Below are 22,639 nucleotides of genomic sequence, written 5' to 3'. Positions count from 1 at the left end.
AGTTAGTTTTACTCACCCACATCTAACCTCACAATTTGGTGATATACACATTTCTATGTATTGTCGGTTTAGACCCGTACATTCGGAAGTTTGTCAGCTTAGCCTCTTTTTATAGGCTTTATCGCATACTCACCATATTCAATCAACTCAAGCATCATGAATTACACCTCTCCTTCGAGTAGGCTTTCGTCAGCCGAACTGGTACGGTAATTTCTTACGCCTTTTCACCGAGCTTATAACATTATCATTCTTACCAACTTTAATGCTATTCGACTAAGAGAGAACCCTTCAAGGCGTTACCCTATCATTTGATTCTTCTATATAACCCTTCAGTTCCGAAAGGAACTGCCTAGTCTTTACTAGAGAAATGTTACCATCCTCCATTTAAACTAGGAACATTTCGCACAACTAAATGACCCTTTAGCAAAAGTATATCTTTCCACAGACTTTAAATAGACTTATACAGTGAATATAAAAGAAAAAGGAAAGTGTTTAAAAAAACTCTTCCCTGGTTTTATAAAACTACCAACTTTATATTAAAGTCAGAATCTATAGTATTATTTAAAAATATTTGAAATCAATTAAAGTCAGAATCTATAGTATTATTTAAAAATATTTGAAATCAAGATGGACGTTTAATGACAATTTATTATAAAGTGACACTTCAATCAGTGGTGGTTTTCCTCATCCTCCACTGATTGTTAGATGGTGCCCGCACGATGTGGGTCACACAGACGTTGCCACAGGTGTGACAATCTTAAGTCTGTGTTCCTACTATCGGGTTCTTACTGGCGTTTATCCCCCTCTTACACTTCTTCGAATTTTCTAATGTTTTGAAGTGGGGGTCTTAGCGCCAGTTAGGGCGGGATAAATGAGCAAACTTTATTTTTAATATTCTATTTACAAACTAAATTTATAGCTCTCTTTCTTCTCCACCAACGGTTACCCTTATCCTCGTAATTCTTTTTTCATCCATTTCTTCTACCTTAAATCGAACACCTTGAAAGTCCATCGTAGGTTGTTCACCACTCGTTGGAATGTAGCCAAGCTGCCCAAGCACAAACCCACTTAGTGTATCATATTCCCCAATTGGTAAGTTAATTTTGAGGACATCCTCTACTACATATAGATTGGTTGTCCCCTCCATTAGATAGGAGTACTCGTCTAATACTTCAATATCCTCTACTTCTAGGTCAGGTTCATCATATTCATCAAAAATATTTCCTACGATTTCTTCTAATACATCTTCAATTGTTACAATCCCATCTGTTCCACCATATTCATCAATTGCGATGGCCATATGCACATTATGCATTTGCATTTCTTTCAATAAATCATCAATCATCTTTGCTTCTAATACAAAGTAGGGCTCTCTAATTAATTCCTTCATTTGAAATGTGTTTTCATCGCAATTTTCGACAAACTGGATTAAATCCTTGGCGTGTAATACACCTACTATGTTATCAATACTCTCTTCATAAACAGGAAATCTTGTATATTTTTCAGTAGTCACCAGTCGGACTGTATCAAGTAGACTGAATTGAATAGGAATGCCTACGATATTTGTTCGGTGTGTCATAATATCCGAAACGGTTTTATTATCAAATTCAAAAATATTATTAATCATCATTTTTTCAGCTTCTTGTATGGTCCCTTTTTCTTTTCCTACATCAATCATCATCCTAATTTCTTCTTCTGTTACATTTTCGCCTTCAGCATTTGGATTCACACCAAATAATCTCACAATGACATTTGTTGAGAAGGTTAATAATTTCACAAAGGGAGCCGATGCCTTCGATATGATGGATAGTGGAGTTACTGCAAATCTCGCAATTTCTTCCGCTTTCTGTAGCGCTAACCTTTTCGGCACAAGCTCTCCTAACACTAGCGTAAAATAGGATAAGATTAAGGTTATGATGACAACTGAAATGGTATCAAGCATTTTCTCCCGCAGTGGAACTCCCATGGATAAAAGTAACTGGGTTAACTGTCCAGCAAAGCTGCCAGCTGCAAATGCACTCGCTAAAAAACCAGCTAGTGTAATACCAATTTGAATGGTCGCAAGAAAACGACTGGGCTCATCAAGAAGCTGCTTTAGCATGATTGCCTTTTTATCTCCACCTTCAGCCAATAGTTTGACCTTGTTATCATTGAGTGAGATTAAAGCGATTTCAGATGCCGAAAAAAATGCATTTAAAATAATTAATAAAACAAGCAAAAAAAGTTCAATTCCCAAGATATCCCCTCCCTATAGCAAATTGAAACACCGTCCGTGCGGGAGTACTCTAACTTAAATATATTTGTACTAATAGGTTATCCCAAAATTTATATCTTAAATGAAAGATTTGATAGGAATAAAGTGAAACTTCAATCAGTGGGGGTTTTCCTCATCCCTCACTGATTGTTAGCCCCGGCCCACACTGTGGGTCACACCGACGTTGCCACAGGAGTTGCCGACTTTAGTCTGTGTTCCCTATACAGGGTTCTTACTGGCGTTTATCCCCCACGTAAACTTCTCGATTCATCTAACGTTTTGAAGTGGGGATCTTAGCGCCAGTTGGAGCGGGATAAAAAAAGTAACTCGCTTTTTCTCCAGAAAATATCCCCACAAGTTAGAAAGTATGTATTATGCTTTCTAACTTGTGGGGATCATACCGTTTTCACTTATTCACTAAGCGATAAGTTATTGCTGAAAAAATATCATTTTTGTTCCATTTTCATTCGTCTCAACATTCCAAACAATGTTCATTTCCTTTGTCATCATTGAAATGATGGTAAGCCCAATACCAGTGCTACTACTATTAGTTTGTGTAACCTCCATACCTGGACCATGGTCCTCTAGAACAAGGACATATTGCCCGTCTTCTTTTGTTAAAGATATGTTTACATAGTTCCCGCTCCGTGCATATCTCATAACATTTTGCAAAACATTATCAATAATACGTTTAAACCATTTCTCATCAATAATCCACTCTACAGGCTGTTCTGGAAGCTCGATTTCTACTGTAAATCCTTCCTCTTCTAAAAGAGGGTACCAACTAGCTAGATGACTTCTTAACAGCCGAACAATGTTAATGTTCTCTGAGTGGTATGGGTATTTACCAGATGTAAGTAAGGTATAGGATAAAAGATTATCAATTAACTCAGAAACATAGCTAATTCGTTCATCCATCATGTCAACTAATCCATAGGATTCCTTTGAGGGTATTTCTTTTTTTAAGCTATACAAGTTTCCTCTTAATACCGTTAACGGTGTTCTAAGATCATGTGAAAGATTGGCAATGAGCTGGTGTCTAAGCTGTTCTTCTTGCTTCTCCTTTTTTCTACTTTCCTCTAGCTCTTTTATCATATTATTGAAGGATTCCTCTAATTTTCCAACTTCATCACGCTTTGATAAATGAATCGGCTTTGGAATACCTAAACTTGTATTCACCGACATTGCCTCTTGTAAGCGGATTAAGCGTTTCCGTATTCCTTTAAAAAACAGCCACGATATGATTAGAAATATTGTTAACAAGCCCATAAATGCACTAACATATAAAAACGTATACTTGTCTCTGAACCTTATCATAGGCGGATCTAGGTAAGTACGCGGCATTTGAAATACCATAAATCCATTGCTTTCATTCCCATTAATAAAGGCGACAACGGTAAACGGGTCACCACCATAGCTTTTTTTCATAAAGGCAATACTATCCTGCGCTGTCCATTTATCTGGGATATATCCGATTGGATGGAGTTTGAATTGTGTAATACCTTTATCATCCACCCAAAACATACCTGCATCCTCATAATTCCCATGAATTCTAGCAAGTGCTTCCTTTATTTCGTTACGGTTTGTACCGTCTAACTTCCGAGCTTCATAGTGCCACATCTCTTCTAGTTCCGATCCACTATAAACCTTCCCATACTCTTCTTTATCAACAAATAAAAAGGGGAGGAATATGACGAACGACAAAATAGTAAACAAAAAAGGAATAGTTAAAATCGCTCCAACGATTATGAGCAAATACTTTGTTTGAAGAGATAGCTGCAATTTCATGCTTTCACCCTATAACCAATTCCACGGATCGTTTCAATAATCATCGGGGAGCTAGGGTCTATCTCTATCTTCTCACGTAAATGACGAATATGAACCATTAATGATTTATCTCCTTCAATGTATGCTTCATTCCATATTCCTTCATAAATCTGTTCCTTTGTTAATATTTGATTTAAATGTTTTATGAAGTAAAAGAAAATGTAATGCTGTTTACCAGTTAAAATCACTTCTTCATTTGTACGCGAATCTATAACTAGATGCTGTTCTAAATTAACTACTAAATGCTGAAGGTGTAGTGTTTCTTCTTGATAACGATTATACCTTCTTAACAGAACTTCTACTCGAGCCAATATTTCCTTAGGATGAAAAGGCTTCGTTACATAGTCGTCAGCAAAAGTAAGACCTTGAATCTTATCCTCCACTGCCGTTCTTGCAGAAAGCATTAAAATCGGGATTGTTGGATACTCTCGCTTAAACCGTTGCCCTAACGTAAAACCATCAAGTCCAGGAAGCATGACATCCAGAATAATCACATCAGTTTGCTCCAATAATGCCATCGCTTTATCACCTGAAGTTAGCCAGTTTACTCGATATCCTTTTCCTTCAAGCTCTTCCATTACCCACTTACCAATCTCTATTTCATCCTCAATATAGAGCACGCTTTTCATTTTTTTCCCTCACTATTATTCATTCTTTAACCACTACTATAATTATTATCGTAAACAATCCCCCATCTTTTGAAAACAACTTTTCCATTTTTAACCTAAATATGGCTACAATTTAAACAAAACTTAAACTTCGACTTCCTCGTATTTAACCTTATGTGACTACACTTAGTTTTGAGGTGAAAATTATGAATTACTTAATCGAAACAAACAAGCTAACGAAGCAGTATGGAAAAGAGAGGGTTGTCGACGCGGTACATGTAAAAATTCAGAAAGGACAGATTTACGGTTTTTTAGGTCCAAATGGTGCGGGTAAAACAACAACCATTCGAATGATGCTAGGGCTTATAACACCAACAGAAGGTGAAATTCTCTACTTTGGTAAACCGTTTAGAAAAAATAAAATCGATATTTTGCAAAAAGTTGGGTCATTAGTAGAATCCCCTTCCTATTACGGTCATCTAAATGCAACCGAAAATCTTGAGGTTTACCGCAAGATTCTTGGCGTTAACAAATCTAGGATTGAAGAAGTATTAACCATTGTCGGACTATCACATGCCACCAAGAAGAAAGTAAAGGAATATTCTTTGGGGATGAAACAACGTCTTGGAATTGCAACCGCTCTATTAGGTCATCCGGAAATCTTAATTCTTGATGAGCCAACAAATGGCTTAGACCCTGCCGGAATTCAAGAAATTCGAAACTTAATTAAACGGTTAGCTCATGAACAAGGCTTAACGATTATTGTATCGAGTCATTTGTTAAGTGAGGTTGATCAAATGGCAACCCATGTGGGAATTATTTCAAAAGGACAGCTTATCTTCCAAGATTGTATTGAAGAATTAAGAAGAAGGTCTACAAGTTCTATATGTATAAAGGTGGAACAAACTCGAAGTGCTTGGAATCTACTTTTAGCAAAAGGGTTAGACTGTACACTTGAAGATGATTCTATTACCTTACGAAATATAGATGATAGCACCGTAGCTACCATAGTAGAATCTCTTGTTAAAAATAATATTTCCATCTATCGTGTGAAAGATCATAAAACCTCCCTAGAGGAGATTTTCCTGAAAATTATAGAGGAGGATAGTGCCAATGTTGCAAGGACTATTAGCCGCTGAACTATTAAAGATAAAGCGTAAATGGGTATGGTTTTTAATATTTCTTGGCCCCTTTGGAGTGGTTGCCTTACAGGCTGTAAACTTTGGTGTTCGGTATGATTATTTAACTTCACAATATATAGATGATTTATGGGGTGGATTAATCGTAAACATTCAATCTTTCGTCCCGTTCGTACTCATCATCGGAATGTCCATTATTACATCGATTATGGCCAATGTGGACCATGAAATGCGTTCATGGAAACACTTGTTAGCACTTCCTATCCATAAATATTCCTTGTTGCTTGCAAAGTTTATCATAAGTCTTCTACTTCTATTCATCGCAAGTTTACTACTACTAATAGGGGTAATTATATTAGGCATTATTTTGAAATTCGATATATACGCCTTACCATTAGTCGACATGATAAAAATGGCTCTCTATCCATATTTCGCGGCTTTACCAATCCTAGCGTTACAACTTTGGGTTGCCGTCATCTATAGTCACCAGGGGGTTGCAATTACATTAGGGACACTGGGAGCTGTATTTTCATCCTATGCTTTTAAACTACCAGATTGGGTAATTTGGAAATGGCCGTCTCTATTAAACAGCTGGGATATTCCTATTTATAATGTCTATTTAGGGTTTAGCACCGCACTAGTTGTCCTTCTCGTATCCATTTTCCATTTTATAAAGAAGGATGTGGAAGAATGAAACTATTTATGAGAATTTTTAGTGCCGAAATATTGAAATGGAGAAAAACGAAAATCTATCAACTCATCCTATTAAGCCCAATCATTAGCATGGCTTCCGCTGTTAGTGGTGAATTTGATATGTCTGATAATAGATGGCTCAACACGTATGTTGCAATGATTTTTACACATGGAACCTTATTTCTCCCTATGGTAACAGGTGTATTTGCAGGATACTTATGCCGCTATGAACATTTGGATGGTGGGTGGAAGCAAATGCTGACACTTCCTATTCATCGATCACACCTGTATTTCGTAAAATTCACAACAATTATGCTATTAATTGCAATCATGCAGCTTTTACTATTACCTGGACTTTTTTTAGCAGGGACAATCAAAGGAATTACAGATCCTATACCTTATGAACTCCTACTTAGAGGTATCACTGGTGGTTGGATTGCAACCTTTCCATTAGTTGCCTTGCAGCTATGGGTGTCAAGTGCCTGGAAAAGCTTTGCAGCTCCTATGGCTATCAATGTAATCTTCACAATACCTTCAATCCTTGCGGTGAATTCAGAAACATATGGTCCTATCTATCCATGGGCTCAGCCATTTTTAGCGATGTTACCATTTTCTGAGCAAGGTGGAATATTCTTCTTTAGCGTTCAAACATTAGTACTCGTTATATTCGGTAGCTTTCTACTATTCTATATAGGTGGGTTACGGATGTTTACAAGACGAATTTATTAAGAAATAGGCAAAGTCAGGTTAACTATAACCTGACTTTACTACTTTTTAATACTTTTTTAATGATTCAATAATGGTTCTTTAAGCTTCGCCTGTGAAAATAGGAATTAGATTCGAAACGAGGAGGAAACATGAAATGAACCGAGAGATCATTGCACAACTAATAAATGTAAAAAAAACAATTGGAAATAAGCCAATTATCCACGGCATTACCTTTGATGTTTATAAAGGTGAAGTATTTGGTTTTCTTGGTCCAAATGGGGCGGGTAAAACGACGACCATCCGCATGCTAGTTGGACTAATGGGCATAACAGAAGGTGAAGTCATAATTAATGGCTATAGTATTAAAAAGAACTTCGAAAAAGCGATTGCTCATGTTGGGGGAATTATTGAAAACCCTGAAATGTATAAGTTTTTAACAGGCTACCAAAATTTAAAACATTATGCTCGCATGATGAAAGGGATAAAAAAGGAACGAGTGGAAGATATCATCAAGCTAGTTGGACTTGATGATAGAATCCATGAAAAAGTCGGAACGTACTCACTTGGAATGAGACAGCGACTCGGGCTCGCACAGGCATTACTACACTCTCCTAAACTATTAATATTAGATGAACCTACAAACGGTCTGGACCCTGCTGGAATAAGAGAAATCCGAGAATATATTCGGAAAGTGGCAAGAGAGGAACATATCGCCGTTTTAGTTTCTAGTCACCTATTGTCTGAAATGCAAATGATGTGTGATCGAATTGGGATCATTCAAAAAGGAAAATTAATCAGTGTCGAAACGGTTCAAACGTTTATGTCAGGTGATGAGCAAGTCACGTTAGCCCTTGAAGTAGAACCTGTTCAAAAAGCATGGGAACTGCTATCCGGAGAACTTAATATAAGAAAAGATGGTAATATCGTAGAGCTGCAAACCACGCAGGACAGAATACCTGACATTGTCAAAATGCTCGTCCAACAAGACTGTATGATTTACGAAGTAAAAAAGACAACTAAAACGTTAGAAGATAAATTTTTGGAAATTACAGGAGGGGCATTACATGCATAATTTAATTCTAAATGAAAATCTAAAAATCTATAAACGAACTGGCACCTTAGTCATGATGTTCTTGCTTTTAGCTATCATCATTACCGTAGGAATCGTAACGAAGTTTGTCTTTAGTGATAGTCAAACTGACGATTGGAAAGCAACCCTCCAAGCTGAAACGACTCAATTACAACAAGATATCGACACTGGTTCTTACCCCAAAACGGCAATTAATTACATGGAAAAAGAAATAGCTATTAATGAATATCGACTTTCTCATGATATTCCTCCAACCGAGTCGCAAACGCTTTGGGGATTTATGATAACTTCATCTGACATCACCATCTTAGTTTCATTGTTTACGATAGTTGTCGGAGCTGGTATCGTTGCCAGTGAATTTTCATGGGGCACCATAAAGCTACTACTAATAAGACCTGTTAGCAGATCAAAAATACTACTATCTAAATTCTTGGCTACCATGTTATTCGCTCTCCTCTCACTTTTCCTATTATTTACATTTTCTTTTATAGTAGGAAGTATACTATACGGTTTCGATGGATTGACACTACCTTACCTGGCTTATACCGAAGGGAAAGTAGTGGAACAAAATATGCTTACGTATATCTTGACACTTTATGGATTAAAAAGTGTAAACCTAGTGATGATGGTTACATTCGCCTTCATGATTTCTACCGTTTTTAGAAGTAGTTCTCTTTCTATTGGTCTAGCAATCTTCCTAATGTTTACAGGCTCCCAAATTGTCCAAATCTTTAGTCGTTATGATTGGGTAAAATATATTTTATTTGCTAACACAGATTTATCACAGTATATTAATGGAACTCCAATTGTTGAAGGTATGACTATCACTTTCTCCATTACAATTCTAGTCATCTACTTCCTTCTGTTCACAGGACTTTCTTGGTATATTTTTAATAAAAGAGATGTTGCTGCTTAAATAGACCTATGGTAAGAATAGTAAGGGAACAGCTTTTATAAGTCGTTCCTTTTTATCTATTTTTCATAAAAAAGAGGCGAGGAAAATTGGAAAAGGATACAATTTTAATAGTTGAAGATGAGAGAGAAATTGGGGAACTTGTTCGTGATTATCTTCATATTGATGGATATAAAGTCATTCTATCATTTGATGGTGAAGATGGGATGCTAGCATTTGAAAAGGAGCAGCCATCTCTTGTTGTACTTGATATTATGCTCCCCAAACTAAATGGTATTGAGGTATGCAGAAAAATACGAAGTGTCTCCAACATTCCCATCATCATGATGAGTGCCAAAAAAAGTGACACTGACAAAATTATTGGGCTTGGAATAGGAGCTGATGACTATATTACAAAGCCGTTTAGTCCAAGTGAGCTTGTTGCAAGAATTAAAGCACAACTTAGACGTTATCATCAATTCTCTGTGCAGTCCATCCCACAAAATCGCACCTTAAAAGTCCAGGACCTAGAAATAGACATACAAGGATACAACGTATACGTTTCAGGGAATCAAATCGAGCTCTCTGGAAAGGAGTTTCAGCTATTGCACTACTTAGCTGCAAACACAGGGCAAGTATTTTCAAAGGAACAGCTCTTCAACCAAATATGGGGATATGATACGTATGGAGATATGAACACCGTAACGGTTTACATTCGTAAAATACGTGAGAAGATTGAATTCGATCCATCTAACCCAACCTATATCAAAACAGTTTGGGGTATTGGCTATAAATTTGATGGGACTACACGATGATAAGCATCGGATTAAGAGGGAGACTCGTCCTGTCCTTTATCGCGATCATTATCATTCCCATCCTACTTACAATTGGGTTACTTTGGATTAATTTGCACAATGTTGAAGACGAAATCATTCATGATGAAAAGGTTGTAGAGGAATTGTTTCTAACATTAGAACAAAATGTGAAACAGTATTATCAATACATTCAACATGATAAAGAAATGTTTTATCAAAAAATGAGACCCATGTTACAAGAATATGAAATAGATATCGTCATTTCAGATAATCAAAATCATACACTCTTTAGATCCAATGAATTTACTAATAATAAAGGGATTACATTTAATATTCAAGACATGAAAATTCCAATCACCGTGAATAATCAAGAAACGATTCATATAGAACTTATTCCTAACACCCTTCGTTCTGGTCCCTTCCAAGCCATTTATGAAGTGTTACTGAGAATAATCATTAGTCTCGTAGCAGGGTTTTTATCATTAATTGGTCTTATCATCCTCTTTACTTGGATTATTTCACGAACGATTCTCGTTCCATTAAAAGATATTTATCATGCTGTTGATGAAATAAAGGAAGGCAATCTTGATTATAAGATTCGCTATCGAAAAAAGGATGAAATCGGCCATTTTATTCGAGGGTTTAATTTAATGAGAGATCATCTAAAGGAATCCCTTGTTAAACAGCAAATATATGAACAAAATAGAAAAGAACTAATCGCTAGCATATCTCATGATTTAAGAACACCTCTTTCCTCCATTCAAGGGTATGTAGAAGGACTTCAAGATGGAGTCGATCAAAATGAAGAGATGAAGCAAAGATATCTTCATGTTATTAAATCAAAAACCGAACAACTAGACCGGCTAATTGAGGATCTGTTTGAATTTTCAAAGCTAGATTTAGATCAGCTTTCCATTGAACAGGAACTAGTAAACAGCACTGATTACTTTTCAAAGGTGCTGAATGAAGTGAGATTTGACCTTCAAAAGGAACAAGTTCAACTAATCATTCATTCTCCCATTCCAGCTGTATGTATTCAGATTGATCCACATCGAATTAGTCAAGTCATCACGAACATCATTGATAACTCAGTAAGATATGGTGCGACTGTGATAGAAGTTAGTATAAAAGAAAAACTGGACCAACTTATCATCCATGTTAAAGATAACGGAAGCGGTATATGTGATGTAGACCTCCCTCATATCTTCAACCGCTTTTATCGAGGAGAAAAATCAAGATCCAGGGAGCACGGAGGAGCTGGACTTGGTCTTTCGATAGCAAAATCTATCATGGACAAACATGATGGTCAGATTTCAGTAGAAAGTATAGTCGGAGCTGGAAGTGTTTTTTCTCTTTCATTTCCGGTTTATATTTATAAAAATGAATAATGTACACTGGTTTTTTTATTCTTCATACGGGCACGCTATTTCAGAGGTGATAAGATGAATTTAAACAGAGTAAAGGAAATTCTTGCATCCTCTGAAGAAATTCCTGTCCACTATCATGGTATCCCTGTTTGGATTGTTAGTGTTGAAGAAACTTCTAGTATGGCAACGGTTCACGCTAGAGGAAATCATGATGAAAAACGGCTAGTTTCTATTGATGAATTAAAATAGAAATAAGCATGGGGCGCTGAGCTTGGTGTTCAAATTTTGCCACCAAAATAGGAGGAATTCTAACGAATCCCTCCTATTATTTTCACCTTATTTTATTGCTAAAATCGCATTAGTAACGGTATTAATCACATAGTCCAAGTCCTCTTGTTCAATAGTTAAAGGTGGAGATATCGTTAGCACATTATTATAACCGGCAACCGTCATTCCATTTTTTCCTATGATGACACCATTTTGCTTACAAGTTCCAATCACTTGATTCACTTTTCCTACATCTAACGGTTCCTTCGTCAATTGATCACGCACTAACTCAATTCCAACTAATAATCCTTTACCACGTACGTTACCAACGTTTGGATGATCTTTCAGGCGATTTCGAAAAGAATTTAACGTCGTTTCACCAAGTTCTTTCGAGCGATCAAATAATTTTTCATCTTCCATAATTTCTAGATTTTTAATCGCTAACGCGCAGGCAGCTGGGTTTCCACCAAATGTATTGATGTGCCTGAAAAATTCATATTGATCTGCTCCATTAAATGCTTCATATATTTCCCTTCGAACCGCTGTTGCAGATAACGGAAGGTACGCACTTGTAATACCTTTAGCCATCGTTATAATATCTGGCTTAACACCATAGTTCATAAAACCAAACGGTTTCCCCGTTCTACCAAACCCACAAATCACCTCGTCGACAATAAGTAAGGCTCCGTGTTTGTCACATACATTTTTTACACCTTTCATATAGTGATCATTCGGTACTAAAATACCGCCACCTGTTATGATAGGCTCCATAATCATTGCCGCTATCGTTTCACTCTGCTCCCAAGTCATGACCCTGTCTACTTCTTTAACCGATGTTAGCTCGTTAGGGTCTGTTACATGTTCATCCTCGTCGCGGTAACAATCAGGTGGCGTTACATGAATAAATCCTGGCGCTAACGGTTCATATTTATACTTTCGTTCTGCCTGCCCTGTTGCAGCAAGCGCTCCCATTGAATTACCGTGATAGGCTCGGTAACGAGATACAATTTTATAACGATGGTAATCACCACGCTGTTGATGGTATTGCCTTGCAATTTTAAAAGCCGTTTCATTGGCTTCCGATCCGCTATTTGAAAAGAAAATAACGTATTCATCGCCTAACAGCGTATTTAATTTCTCTGCTAGCTCGATTGCCTTTACATGGCTTTGTGTTAATGGAAAATACGCCATTTCCTTTAGCTGTTCATAAGCAGCCTCTGCAAGCTCTTTTCTACCATAACCTACATTTACACACCATAAACCTGCCATTGCATCTAAATATCGATTTCCATTACTATCAGTTACCCAAGAACCTTCTGCTTTGGTCACAACAAGCGTAGAGCAAGGACTGTATGGCTTCATGGAGTGCCACACATATTTCTCGTCCTTTGAAAGAATTGCATCTTGATGATTCGTTTGTACCATCTATTACTCCCCCTATTTACAGACTTAGAAATCAAAGCGCGATGTAATCATTTTCTTTCTCGTAAAGAAGTTGATTCCATCTTTTCCATTCACATGTAAATCACCATAAAAAGATTCCTTCCAGCCTGAGAATGGGAAGAATGCCATTGTTGCTGGTACCCCAACATTTATGCCTAGCATTCCTGCATCTGCCTCTTCCCTAAATAGTCGTACTGCTTTAGCATCCTTTGTATAAATCGTAGCCCCATTCCCGTATCTTGATTGACGAAGATAATCTAATCCTTCCTCTAAATCTCTGGCACGAAGAATACTTAAGACAGGAGCAAAAATTTCATCCTTTGCAATGGTCATGTCCGGTGTCACATGGTCAAAAATCGTTGGCCCAAGGAAATTCCCTTCAAGCATCTCCTCCATTTCTTTTCGACCATCTCGAATGAGTGAAGCCCCCTCCTCCATTCCTTTTTCGATATATCCAAGTACTTTATCACGATGCTCTTTACGAATAACAGGGGTTAATAGTACATCCTCATCCATACCACTTCCTATATTCAATTCATTGGCTCTTTGACGCAATGTTTCTACAAATGCATCATTATCTCCTATGACGACAACAGCGCTACAAGCCATACAACGCTGACCTGCACTTCCATAAGCTGATCCTATTATATGCTGAGCTGCTTTTTCTATATCGGCATCGGGCATAACAAAATGATGATTCTTCGCTCCTGATAAGGCTTGCACTCTTTTGCCTTCTGCAGATGCTCGCTCATATACATATTTAGCAACAGGCTGAGAGCCAACAAACGAAATAGCCGAAATATCCTTGTGCTCAAGTAATCCATTGACTACATCATGTGCCCCATGGACTACATTTAAAACACCTTTTGGTGCTCCCGCTTCCGTAAACAGTTCTGCTAATCTATTAGCAAGGATTGGAGTTCGTTCAGAGGGCTTTAGGACAAACGTATTTCCACATGCAATAGCGAGAGGAAACATCCATAATGGAACCATCATCGGGAAATTAAATGGAGTAATTCCACCTACAACACCTAATGGATATCGGAACATTTCTGAATCAATTTCCTCTGCAATTCCGGATAATGTTTCACCCATCATAAGTGTTGGTGCACCGGCAGCAAACTCTACACACTCAATCCCTCTTTGCACTTCCCCATGTGCTTCCTTGTATGCTTTCCCATTTTCTAAAACAATTAATCTTGCAAGCTCTTCATGATTTTCTGATAAAAGATGATGGTATTTAAATAATATGCGGGCACGCTTGGGTACCGGGACATTTTTCCACTCTTTAAACGCCTCTTTCGCTGCGAACACTGCCCTACTCACATCTTCTCTCGTTGAGATTGGAACATTAGCAAGGGTTTCATTGGTAGCAGGATTTAGTACTTTCATCGTATTCTCTGTTTGGGGATCCACCCATTCCCCTCCAATGTAGTTCTTCAAAAGTGCAGTTTCATTACTAGTAACTGACATTTCTTTTCCCCCTTCATTCACATTTTATGAGTAGCCATTAGGAAAGGATCGGTCTAGTCAACCCATCCTTCCCTGTTAATCATAGTAAGCTCATCTTTGGATTGGAAAATATAATTGAATTTCCCTCATCATCGTGTCAAATTCTTCTTGTTCTTGGAAATCACTCGCTTCCCAATTCTCAATAATCCAAAGCACTAATTCTTCTGGCGAATTAAATACCTCCCCGCTTGAATCAGTCTTACGAATCATAAACCGGCCGTTATCCTCATCAATGGTCACTTCACATGGATACACACTATCACTACTTTTTAAAGAAAATTCCATTCTCCACTCCCCTTCCAGCCATTTCCACTAATCAAGATGATTGGTTTGCTTCATTAATACGACTGAAAAATACTTTCTAGCCTCAGCCGTTAAAACATGAAGCACCTGAATCTCCGTTTCTTCCTCACTAGCTTTCTCAAATTCTACGAACGCACCACTTAAATTCTCCGTAACACTCTTTATACGGAAGCCTTTTTGAAGTAAAAAGTCTATTTTATCGCGTTCTGCTAAAAATTGTTGATAGTCAGACATGGTCACACCTCCGAAAAGATCATATAACGGTCTATGCAGTTATGGATGGTCCTTCTGATGAAGGGGTAGGGGTAGGAACTGGCGATTCCGCCTCGGTTCCTTCAATCGTCCAATCTCGACCGACCGATAAGCCCAAATACTTGTTATCATCAGGATCTTCAATCTCTGCTTGCTTATATTTTGCAAACCACCAATACTTTGCAAGTACATAATACACACCAGCACCGACTAAAAATCCTACTAAAAATGAATAACTAGGTACAAAGTAAGAAGCAACTGCCCCCACAACCCAAGCGATAAAACCAGCTACGTTAACCCCATTCATATATCGGAACTGCCCAGTTGACTCATATAAATCGGGCACATTTACTCTTCTCTTACGCAAAAAATAGTAATCGGCAACTAGAATTCCTACAATAGCAGATAAGATTCCTCCAACAAACAATAGAACTGGAATAATGACACCAAACAAATTCCAAGGTTGTACAATGGTTCCTGCTATTCCAGCTGCGACTACCCCAGCCCAAAAAGGAAACTTCGGACCTCCTACATTTGAGAAGATGGTAGCTGCTGGGACGATATTAGCTGAAATATTGGTTGACCATTGGGCTAATACAATCATTAATAATAGGATCCCTAAAATAAAACCACTTGCCGCTTCCTGAAGAGCAATGACCGGATCATAATTCATCACCGCAATGTAAGCAACTCCACCAATCGCCACCATAAAAGCTTGTGTAAGTGGAAGCGCTACTAGATTACCAATCAGCGAGCTTTTATTTCTCTTCATCCAGCTTTTTTCATTTTTTGGTGCTTTCATAAATCTGGAGATAGATGGAATATCTGCTGATAAGGTTGCCCAAAAGCCCATATTGCTAAAAATCACAACTAAAAAAGCAGTAAAGGCGGCTCCACCTGTTACAGGGTTCTCAGCCCAGCTCCAAATATCTCTTCCTTGTGAGGCAGCTGTATCAGATAAAGATACATACATCCAGCATGAGATGAGGATGATGACAGGCGCAGCTAAATCTGCAAATCGTTCAACTGCCTTAATACCGAGAGCTGTGTTTATTAATTGAAGCACGGCGAATATGAGGAAACAGACAAACCAATTATCAAATCCAAATAATATATTTAAGATACCATTCATAGCAGTAGACCCGAAATACGTATTAATCCCAAACCACATGGATGCTGCTAGCCCACGAACTATCGAAGGAATGTGAGTGCCGATGGTTCCAAAAGGTGCTCTCATATAAACAGGAAATGATAATCCATGCTCGATTCCTATGTCTGCGGTTAAAGAGATAAATAAACCAATGGCTAGAGATCCGATAACTGTTGCTAATATGACCATAGGTAATGGTAATGACATCACTCCTGCTCCCCCAATGGCAAAGGTGGCAAGTACGACAACCATTCCTACCCACATAAATGAATAACCAAGTGGTGTGATCTTCCTATCTTTCTCCGATATTGGTAATAAATCTGGTGATTTTAAGTAGCTTTGTTTTTTACTCACATGAACACTCTCCTTAATTTTTAATAGAATTCGTCTATCATAACCATTACCATCTTATTGAGGTCACGGTAGGAGTTGTTCAGATCGATGAGTGCTAAGTGGAATTGCTTCAAAGCGAACCGTAACAAAACAAAGTCCTTTACAATTATATTGTTAGTTTTTCATCCTGATCTGAAGAAAGCTCAGAGCCATACTTGGCTCTTTTTACATATTGTCCCGAGCCAGGATTTCCAACAAACGCCTTATCTTTTATGACAAACTCTCCTCTAACTAGAACTGATACCGGCTCACCCGTCACCTCCATTCCCTCAAATGCACTATAATCAACAGCCATATGATGGGTTTCTGCTGATATTGTTCGCTTGATGTTCGGTTCAAAAATGACAATATCAGCGTCCGCTCCAACGGCGATTGTTCCTTTTTTCGGGAATAAACCAAACAGCTTTGCAACCCTAGTAGATGTAATATCAACAAACTGATGTAATGAAATTCTTCCTTTTTTCACACCCTCTGAAAATAGAATCGAAAGACGATCCTCAATTATAGGTCCGCCATTAGGAATTTTCGTAAAGTCCCCACGACCGAGCTCCTTTTGACCATTAAAATCAAAGGAACATTGATCGGATCCAATTGTTTGAAGTTGACCAGTCTTTAGTGCATTCCATAATACGTCTTGATTCCATTTTTCTCTAAGTGGAGGTGACCAAACATATTTTGCCCCTTCAAAATTTGGTCTTTCAAGATACGTTTGGTCAAGTACTAAATATTGAGGACATGTTTCTCCCCACACATCAAACCCTTTATTTCTAGCCTCAGTTATCTTTTCAACGGCGTCTGCACATGACACGTGAACGACATATAATTGTGACCCTGCTAAACCAGTTAACGTAGCAGCTCTACCAGTTGCTTCCCCTTCTACTTCAGGTGGCCTCGTTAATGCATGATAAATAGGATCTGTTTTTCCTTCTGCTAGAGCCTTTTTGGTTAAGTAATCAATGACATCACCATTCTCTCCATGAATCATAACAAGTGCGCCTAACTCTTTAGCAGCAACAAGTGTGCGAAACAGCGTTTCATCGTCTGCTTGAAGGACATTTTTATAAGCCATAAAAACCTTAAACGACGTAATTCCTTCATCATTAATTACACTTTGCAATTGCTCTAATACACTCTCATTCATTTCTCCAATCATTAGGTGAAATCCGTAATCGATTACCGCTTTTCCTTTTGATTTATCGTGCCAAGCTTGGATAGAATCCTTTAATGGCACTCCTTTATTCGTCAAGCAAAAATCAATAATGGTTGTAGTACCTCCAAAGGCTGCTGCAACTGTTCCGGTTTCAAAATCGTCTTTTGTAATAGTCCCTCCAAACGGCATATCAAGATGTGTATGGGGATCTATTCCACCAGGAAACACAAAGCATCCTTTTGCATCAACTATCTCCGCCCCTTGGGAAGGTAGATTTTGTCCAATCGCTGATATTTTCCCCTCTTCAATTAGAATTTCTGCTTTATACGTATCAGTTGCTGTTACGACAGTTCCGTTCTTAATAAGCTTTTTCATAACTATACCTCCTGATTACTTCTTTACAGTATTGATCTCACAGCCTGGAGTTTGTAACGTGGCTTGCCGCTCATTCCATGTCATTGGTGGGAGTTCATTTGGAAGCTCAACCATATCAATGGCACCTTCGACAGGACAAACTATCGAGCATAAATTACACCCAACACAATCTTCTTCCCTTACTTTTAAATAGCTTTTACCGATAGGATCCTTTAACATATCGATACATTGGTGTGAGGTATCTTCACAAGCAATATGACACTTATTACAATTAATACAAACATCCGGATTAATCCTTGCAACTACTTTGTAATTGAGGTCTAGATTTCCCCAGTCAGAATATTTCGGTACGACTTTACCAACAAGCTCAGAAACAGAAGAAATACCTCTCTCATCTAAATAGTTGGAAAGACCCTCAATCATGTCCTCAACTATTCGAAACCCATGGTGCATCGCAGCAGTACAAACTTGAACACCAGTTGCACCCATTAGCATATATTCAACTGCATCTTGCCATGAGGATACTCCCCCCATTCCAGAAATAGGGACATTAATAAGGGGATTTCTTGCACATTCTGCTACCATATTTAAGGCAATCGGTTTAACAGCAGGCCCACAATACCCACCATGTGCTCCTTTTCCAGCTACATGCGGGATCGTATTCCATGTATTTAGGTCAACTCCAGCTAAACTATTTATCGTATTAATCATGCTGACTGCATCTGCCCCACCTCGTACAGCTGCCTCTGCCGTTACCGTAATATCAGTAATGTTCGGAGTTAGTTTTACGATTACAGGAGTCTTTGCAACCTCCTTAACCCAGTATGTCTGCTTTTCAACAAGCTCAGGTACTTGACCAGACGCAGAACCCATTCCTCTCTCCGCCATTCCATGAGGACAACCGAAATTCAGCTCAAGTCCGTCGACCCCCACCTCTTCAACACGCTTCACAATTTCATGCCATTTTTCCTGTCTTGGCTCAACCATTAATGAGACGATGATAGCATGATGGGGGAAACGCTTCTTCGTTTCATAAATTTCTTTTAAATTCACTTCAAGTGGACGATCTGTTATTAATTCGATATTGTTAAACCCCGCTACACGTTGTCCATTAAAGCTAACTGCTGCAAATCTGGAGGAGACATTCAGAATCGGATCACCTAAAGTCTTCCATACTGCTCCACCCCAACCTGCTTCGAATGCACGTTGTACTTGATAACCCGAATTCGTAGGGGGTGCTGATGCTAGCCAAAAGGGGTTAGGAGATTTTATTCCTGCTAGATTTATTGATAAGTCAGCCATCCATTACTCTCCCTTCAAGATAGATTTTTAGTATTTACTTTAGTGACATTGCAGGACTAAATTTCTTATGAATGGCAAGTGCTGCTTGTTTTCCTTGCTGGGCAGCTGTTACAACCATCGCCTCTCCTTGACCTTTTCCAAATGTTACATCACCACAAGCAAATATTCTTGGATTGGATGTTTCATAGGTTGACGTATTTACTTTCACTACCCCACCACTATGAACTAATCCAAGTTGTTCAATTAATTTCAAGTGCCTTGTTTGGCCAATCGCTTTAATGATCACGTCTGTTTCTAAAATAAACTCTGACCCTGTAACTGGAATCGGTCTCCTGCGACCACCGTGATCTGGATCGCCAAGAGTCATTTTTACACACTCTATTCCTTTTACTTTTCCACCTTCAGAAATAATGCGTTTTGGAGAAGTCAGCCACCTAAACTCAACACCGTCTTGCTTAGCAAATTCGTACTCAAAGTCATATGCAGTCATCTCTTCTTGAGTTCTTCTGTATAAGATTTTGACGTTTTCTGCACCTAGTCTTACCGAGCATGTTGCTGCATCGATTGCTGTATTACCTGCACCAATTACAGCAACCTTCTTTCCAATAAACTCGTTTGAAAAATTCATAGTCTTCGTGTTTTTCACAAATTCAATTGCATCATAAACACCTTCACACTCTTCTCCATCTATACCTAATGTTGGTACGTTAGACATTCCGACTGCCAATACCACAATGTCATAGTCTTGAAGAATATCCTCTGCCGATAGGTCTGTTCCCACCTTTGTATTTGTCTTAATTTCTACATCAAGGGATTCAACCTGCTTTACTTCCCAGTATGAAATCGCTGGTGGTAGCCTGAAGGAAACAATTCCATACGTGTTTAATCCACCTGCTTTTTCTTCTGCTTCAAATATGGTTACTCTATAACCAAATCTAGCAAGCTCTCTTGCTGCTGATAATCCAGCTGGCCCTCCACCAATGATTGCAACCGTCTTCCCATTATTTTCGCCTGCTCTAAATAAAACTTGTTCATTTTGAATGGCCCAATCAGTAGCATATCGCTGGAGAAGACCAATCATAATTGGTTTAGTTGAATGATTTAGAACACAAGCACCTTCACACAGCTCCTCTGTTGGACAAACTCTTGAACAGCTTGCTCCAACGGGATTGGCACTCATAATCGTCGTGGCAGATCCCTTCAAATTTCCAGAAGCGATCTTTTTAATAAATGACGGAATGTCAATACCCGTTGGACAAGCGGTGATACAGGGAGCATCATAACAATATAAACACCGATTTGCCTCTTCAATAGCTTCTCGTTTTGAAAGACCTTGTTCTACTTCATGAAAGTTGAGTGATAGATCCTCTAATGAGATAGATGAACTCTTCGTCCTGGACATTTTTATAACCCTCCTTTTTTCAAATAAGGGTTTTACATTTCCCCATGCAAAACCCTTAAAAGTTTACGGTAATAAAGCCGTCATTTCTCCGTAAGTTTCCGGACGTCTGTCACGGTAAAATTGCCAGAGATCACGAACTTCTCGAATCATCTTTTTATTCATTTCCCCAATAATGACCTCATCTTGATCACGGCTTCCCATCGCAACAAAGTTTCCACGTGGATCCACTAAATAGGATTGCCCATAAAACTCTCCCATGTTCCAGGGACCTTCAAATCCAACTCGATTGATAGCCCCTATATAATATCCGTTAGCTACAGCATGAGCAGGCTGCTCTAGCTTCCAAAGATATTCTGATAATCCAGCTACGGTAGCTGAAGGATTAAAGACGATTTCTGCACCTTTTAGTCCTAGTAATCTAGCTCCTTCAGGGAAATGACGATCATAACAAATATAGACCCCTACTTTTGCAAAGGCAGTGTCAAATACGGGATAACCTAAATTTCCAGGTTTGAAGTAATATTTCTCCCAAAAACCACAGCCATCGTTGCCTACTCCTACATGAGGGATGTGTTGTTTTCTATATTTACCTAAGTATGAACCGTCTGCGTCTATGACTGCTGCTGTATTGTAATAGGTAGCAATCCCTTCTCGTTCATAGATAGGCAAAATAATAACTATGCCTAATTCCTTGGCTAGTTCCTGAAATAGCTTTGTTGTTGGCCCGTTTGGAATTTCCTCAGCCGAGTCATACCATTTTGTATTCTGCTCTGCGCAAAAATAGGGTCCATAAAATATTTCTTGTAGACAAATAATCTGTGCTCCTTTTTTTGCCGCATCTCTAACTAGTTTTATGTGTTTTTCTATGGCCTTGTCCTTATGAACCTGTACTGGTTCTTGGCCATCCACATCATTTGAGGCTTGAATTAAACCAATTTTCACTAGATCTGACACCATAAATTCCCCCTTTTGATCATCACATTAGTTTCTAGAACAAAATGGAACAAACAAAGTAAACGCATCTAATGAAAACGCTTTCATTGTTAGTGAGAACCTAACTGGCAATCGACACATTTACTTACATAAAAATTCTGAATGTTCTATTAATTTAACCTACTTTCATCAAAAATTATGTAAAATTAGGTCGTCCAGTAAAATTTTTAACCCTATATTAAAAAAATGTTACCTTCTCTTGTAACACCTTGTACGAAGCACATTAATAGTTGAAATAACTAAAATAATACAGTTATTCACATACAACCCGTTATTTTTATCAAATAGTAATCGTCTAAAAATCGTTCGACAAACTTGTTTTTTTGCCATGCTTGTCATTTAAGAATGGCCATTTCATTAAACATCTCTGATTTACTGTCACATTCGACACAGATTGATTAATTTCCCGGGAAAGTCAGTTTATTTTACATAACAACTGCAATGAATGCGTCATAAGTTGTAGGAATATGTTATTAATAAGGAACAAAAGGCTCAGGGCGCCCCGTTTAGCCTCAGACATAGCAAATGTTCCTTGAAGAGAAAAAGGGCGCTCTTCCTTTTACTCTTCAAGGGTTATTTGACCTCGAGTGGCTAAACGGGGCGCTGGAGCCGGATTACTACGTACATCACTCAGTTATCCACAAATAGTGAGTTTTTATCATTTCCTAAGCAACAAAAAAGAAAGAGAGAACCTGATCATGGTT

Annotated in this window: 20 protein-coding genes; 8 read left to right on the top strand and 12 right to left on the bottom strand. The window is 38.2% G+C overall.

Features of this window, described 5'->3' with window-relative positions; all coding sequences use genetic code 11:
* Positions 1–913: 913 nt before the first annotated feature.
* The 3 genes from ACFSCX_RS08035 to ACFSCX_RS08025 form a co-directional block, all read right to left on the bottom strand.
* Entirely contained in the window at positions 914–2,236 is a 1,323-nt protein-coding gene (locus ACFSCX_RS08035; protein ID WP_377927670.1) for a hemolysin family protein, read from the bottom strand.
* 447 nt (positions 2,237–2,683) lie between these two features.
* A complete protein-coding gene (locus tag ACFSCX_RS08030) occupies positions 2,684–4,042 on the bottom strand; it encodes a HAMP domain-containing sensor histidine kinase (RefSeq protein WP_377927669.1) in 1,359 nt (452 codons plus the stop codon).
* On the bottom strand, positions 4,039–4,710 hold the full coding sequence (locus ACFSCX_RS08025) for a response regulator transcription factor (RefSeq protein WP_377927668.1): 672 nt from the start codon (positions 4,708–4,710) through the stop codon (positions 4,039–4,041). The genes ACFSCX_RS08030 and ACFSCX_RS08025 overlap by 4 nt, the downstream gene beginning before the upstream one ends.
* Positions 4,711–4,895: 185 nt before the next feature.
* On the opposite strand from ACFSCX_RS08025, the gene ACFSCX_RS08020 reads away from it, so the two are divergent.
* The 8 genes from ACFSCX_RS08020 to ACFSCX_RS07985 all read left to right on the top strand — a co-directional run bounded on the left by ACFSCX_RS08020 (position 4,896) and on the right by ACFSCX_RS07985 (position 11,642).
* Positions 4,896–5,828 carry an ABC transporter ATP-binding protein gene (locus ACFSCX_RS08020; RefSeq protein WP_377927667.1) on the top strand — a complete coding sequence of 311 codons (933 nt, stop codon included), beginning with the start codon at positions 4,896–4,898 and terminating at the stop codon, positions 5,826–5,828.
* Positions 5,803–6,522, top strand: coding sequence for an ABC transporter permease (locus tag ACFSCX_RS08015; protein ID WP_377927666.1), 720 nt, complete (start codon positions 5,803–5,805; stop codon positions 6,520–6,522). Before ACFSCX_RS08020 ends, ACFSCX_RS08015 begins: the two co-directional genes overlap by 26 nt.
* The gene (locus ACFSCX_RS08010; RefSeq protein ID WP_377927665.1) at positions 6,519–7,250 is read left to right on the top strand and encodes an ABC transporter permease; all 732 of its coding nucleotides are present in this window, start codon (positions 6,519–6,521) and stop codon (positions 7,248–7,250) included. Before ACFSCX_RS08015 ends, ACFSCX_RS08010 begins: the two co-directional genes overlap by 4 nt.
* A 133-nt stretch (positions 7,251–7,383) precedes the next feature.
* Positions 7,384–8,301, top strand: a complete 918-nt coding sequence (locus tag ACFSCX_RS08005) for an ABC transporter ATP-binding protein (RefSeq protein ID WP_377927664.1) — start codon at positions 7,384–7,386, stop codon at positions 8,299–8,301.
* Positions 8,294–9,235, top strand: a complete 942-nt coding sequence (locus ACFSCX_RS08000) for an ABC transporter permease (protein WP_377927663.1) — start codon at positions 8,294–8,296, stop codon at positions 9,233–9,235. The genes ACFSCX_RS08005 and ACFSCX_RS08000 overlap by 8 nt, the downstream gene beginning before the upstream one ends.
* 86 nt (positions 9,236–9,321) lie before the next feature.
* A complete protein-coding gene (locus tag ACFSCX_RS07995; protein ID WP_377927662.1) occupies positions 9,322–10,026 on the top strand; it encodes a response regulator transcription factor in 705 nt (234 codons plus the stop codon).
* Entirely contained in the window at positions 10,023–11,414 is a 1,392-nt protein-coding gene (locus ACFSCX_RS07990; RefSeq protein WP_377927661.1) for a sensor histidine kinase, read from the top strand. Before ACFSCX_RS07995 ends, ACFSCX_RS07990 begins: the two co-directional genes overlap by 4 nt.
* A gap of 54 nt (positions 11,415–11,468) precedes the next feature.
* Positions 11,469–11,642: an H-type small acid-soluble spore protein gene (locus ACFSCX_RS07985; protein WP_377927660.1), complete on the top strand. Its 174-nt coding sequence runs from the start codon at positions 11,469–11,471 to the stop codon at positions 11,640–11,642.
* Between the two features lie 87 nt (positions 11,643–11,729).
* On the opposite strand, the gene ACFSCX_RS07980 is transcribed toward ACFSCX_RS07985, so the two are convergent.
* The 9 genes from ACFSCX_RS07980 to ACFSCX_RS07940 form a co-directional block, all read right to left on the bottom strand.
* A complete protein-coding gene (locus tag ACFSCX_RS07980) occupies positions 11,730–13,085 on the bottom strand; it encodes an aspartate aminotransferase family protein (RefSeq protein WP_377927659.1) in 1,356 nt (451 codons plus the stop codon).
* A gap of 24 nt (positions 13,086–13,109) precedes the next feature.
* Positions 13,110–14,576 carry a CoA-acylating methylmalonate-semialdehyde dehydrogenase gene (locus ACFSCX_RS07975; RefSeq protein WP_377927658.1) on the bottom strand — a complete coding sequence of 489 codons (1,467 nt, stop codon included), beginning with the start codon at positions 14,574–14,576 and terminating at the stop codon, positions 13,110–13,112.
* Positions 14,577–14,666: 90 nt separating this feature from the next.
* A complete protein-coding gene (locus tag ACFSCX_RS07970; protein ID WP_377927657.1) occupies positions 14,667–14,900 on the bottom strand; it encodes a hypothetical protein in 234 nt (77 codons plus the stop codon).
* A 27-nt stretch (positions 14,901–14,927) separates the two neighbouring features.
* On the bottom strand, positions 14,928–15,152 hold the full coding sequence (locus tag ACFSCX_RS07965; RefSeq protein ID WP_377927656.1) for a hypothetical protein: 225 nt from the start codon (positions 15,150–15,152) through the stop codon (positions 14,928–14,930).
* Between the two features lie 31 nt (positions 15,153–15,183).
* A complete protein-coding gene (locus ACFSCX_RS07960) occupies positions 15,184–16,674 on the bottom strand; it encodes an NCS1 family transporter (RefSeq protein ID WP_377927655.1) in 1,491 nt (496 codons plus the stop codon).
* A gap of 145 nt (positions 16,675–16,819) precedes the next feature.
* Entirely contained in the window at positions 16,820–18,238 is a 1,419-nt protein-coding gene (gene hydA, locus ACFSCX_RS07955) for a dihydropyrimidinase (RefSeq protein WP_377927654.1), read from the bottom strand.
* 15 nt (positions 18,239–18,253) lie between these two features.
* A complete protein-coding gene (gene preA, locus ACFSCX_RS07950; protein ID WP_377927653.1) occupies positions 18,254–19,540 on the bottom strand; it encodes an NAD-dependent dihydropyrimidine dehydrogenase subunit PreA in 1,287 nt (428 codons plus the stop codon).
* A gap of 34 nt (positions 19,541–19,574) precedes the next feature.
* A complete protein-coding gene (locus tag ACFSCX_RS07945; RefSeq protein ID WP_377927652.1) occupies positions 19,575–20,942 on the bottom strand; it encodes an NAD(P)-dependent oxidoreductase in 1,368 nt (455 codons plus the stop codon).
* Between the two features lie 63 nt (positions 20,943–21,005).
* Entirely contained in the window at positions 21,006–21,896 is an 891-nt protein-coding gene (locus ACFSCX_RS07940; protein ID WP_377927651.1) for a nitrilase-related carbon-nitrogen hydrolase, read from the bottom strand.
* Positions 21,897–22,639 lie beyond the last annotated feature (743 nt).

Origin of the sequence: Bacillus salitolerans, assembly GCF_042680805.1 — a bacterium.
Lineage (GTDB): Bacteria > Bacillota > Bacilli > Bacillales > SA4 > Bacillus_CJ > Bacillus_CJ salitolerans.
The sequence above is the reverse complement of the archived record's forward strand: the minus strand, read 5'-3'. Positions and strand labels throughout refer to the sequence as shown.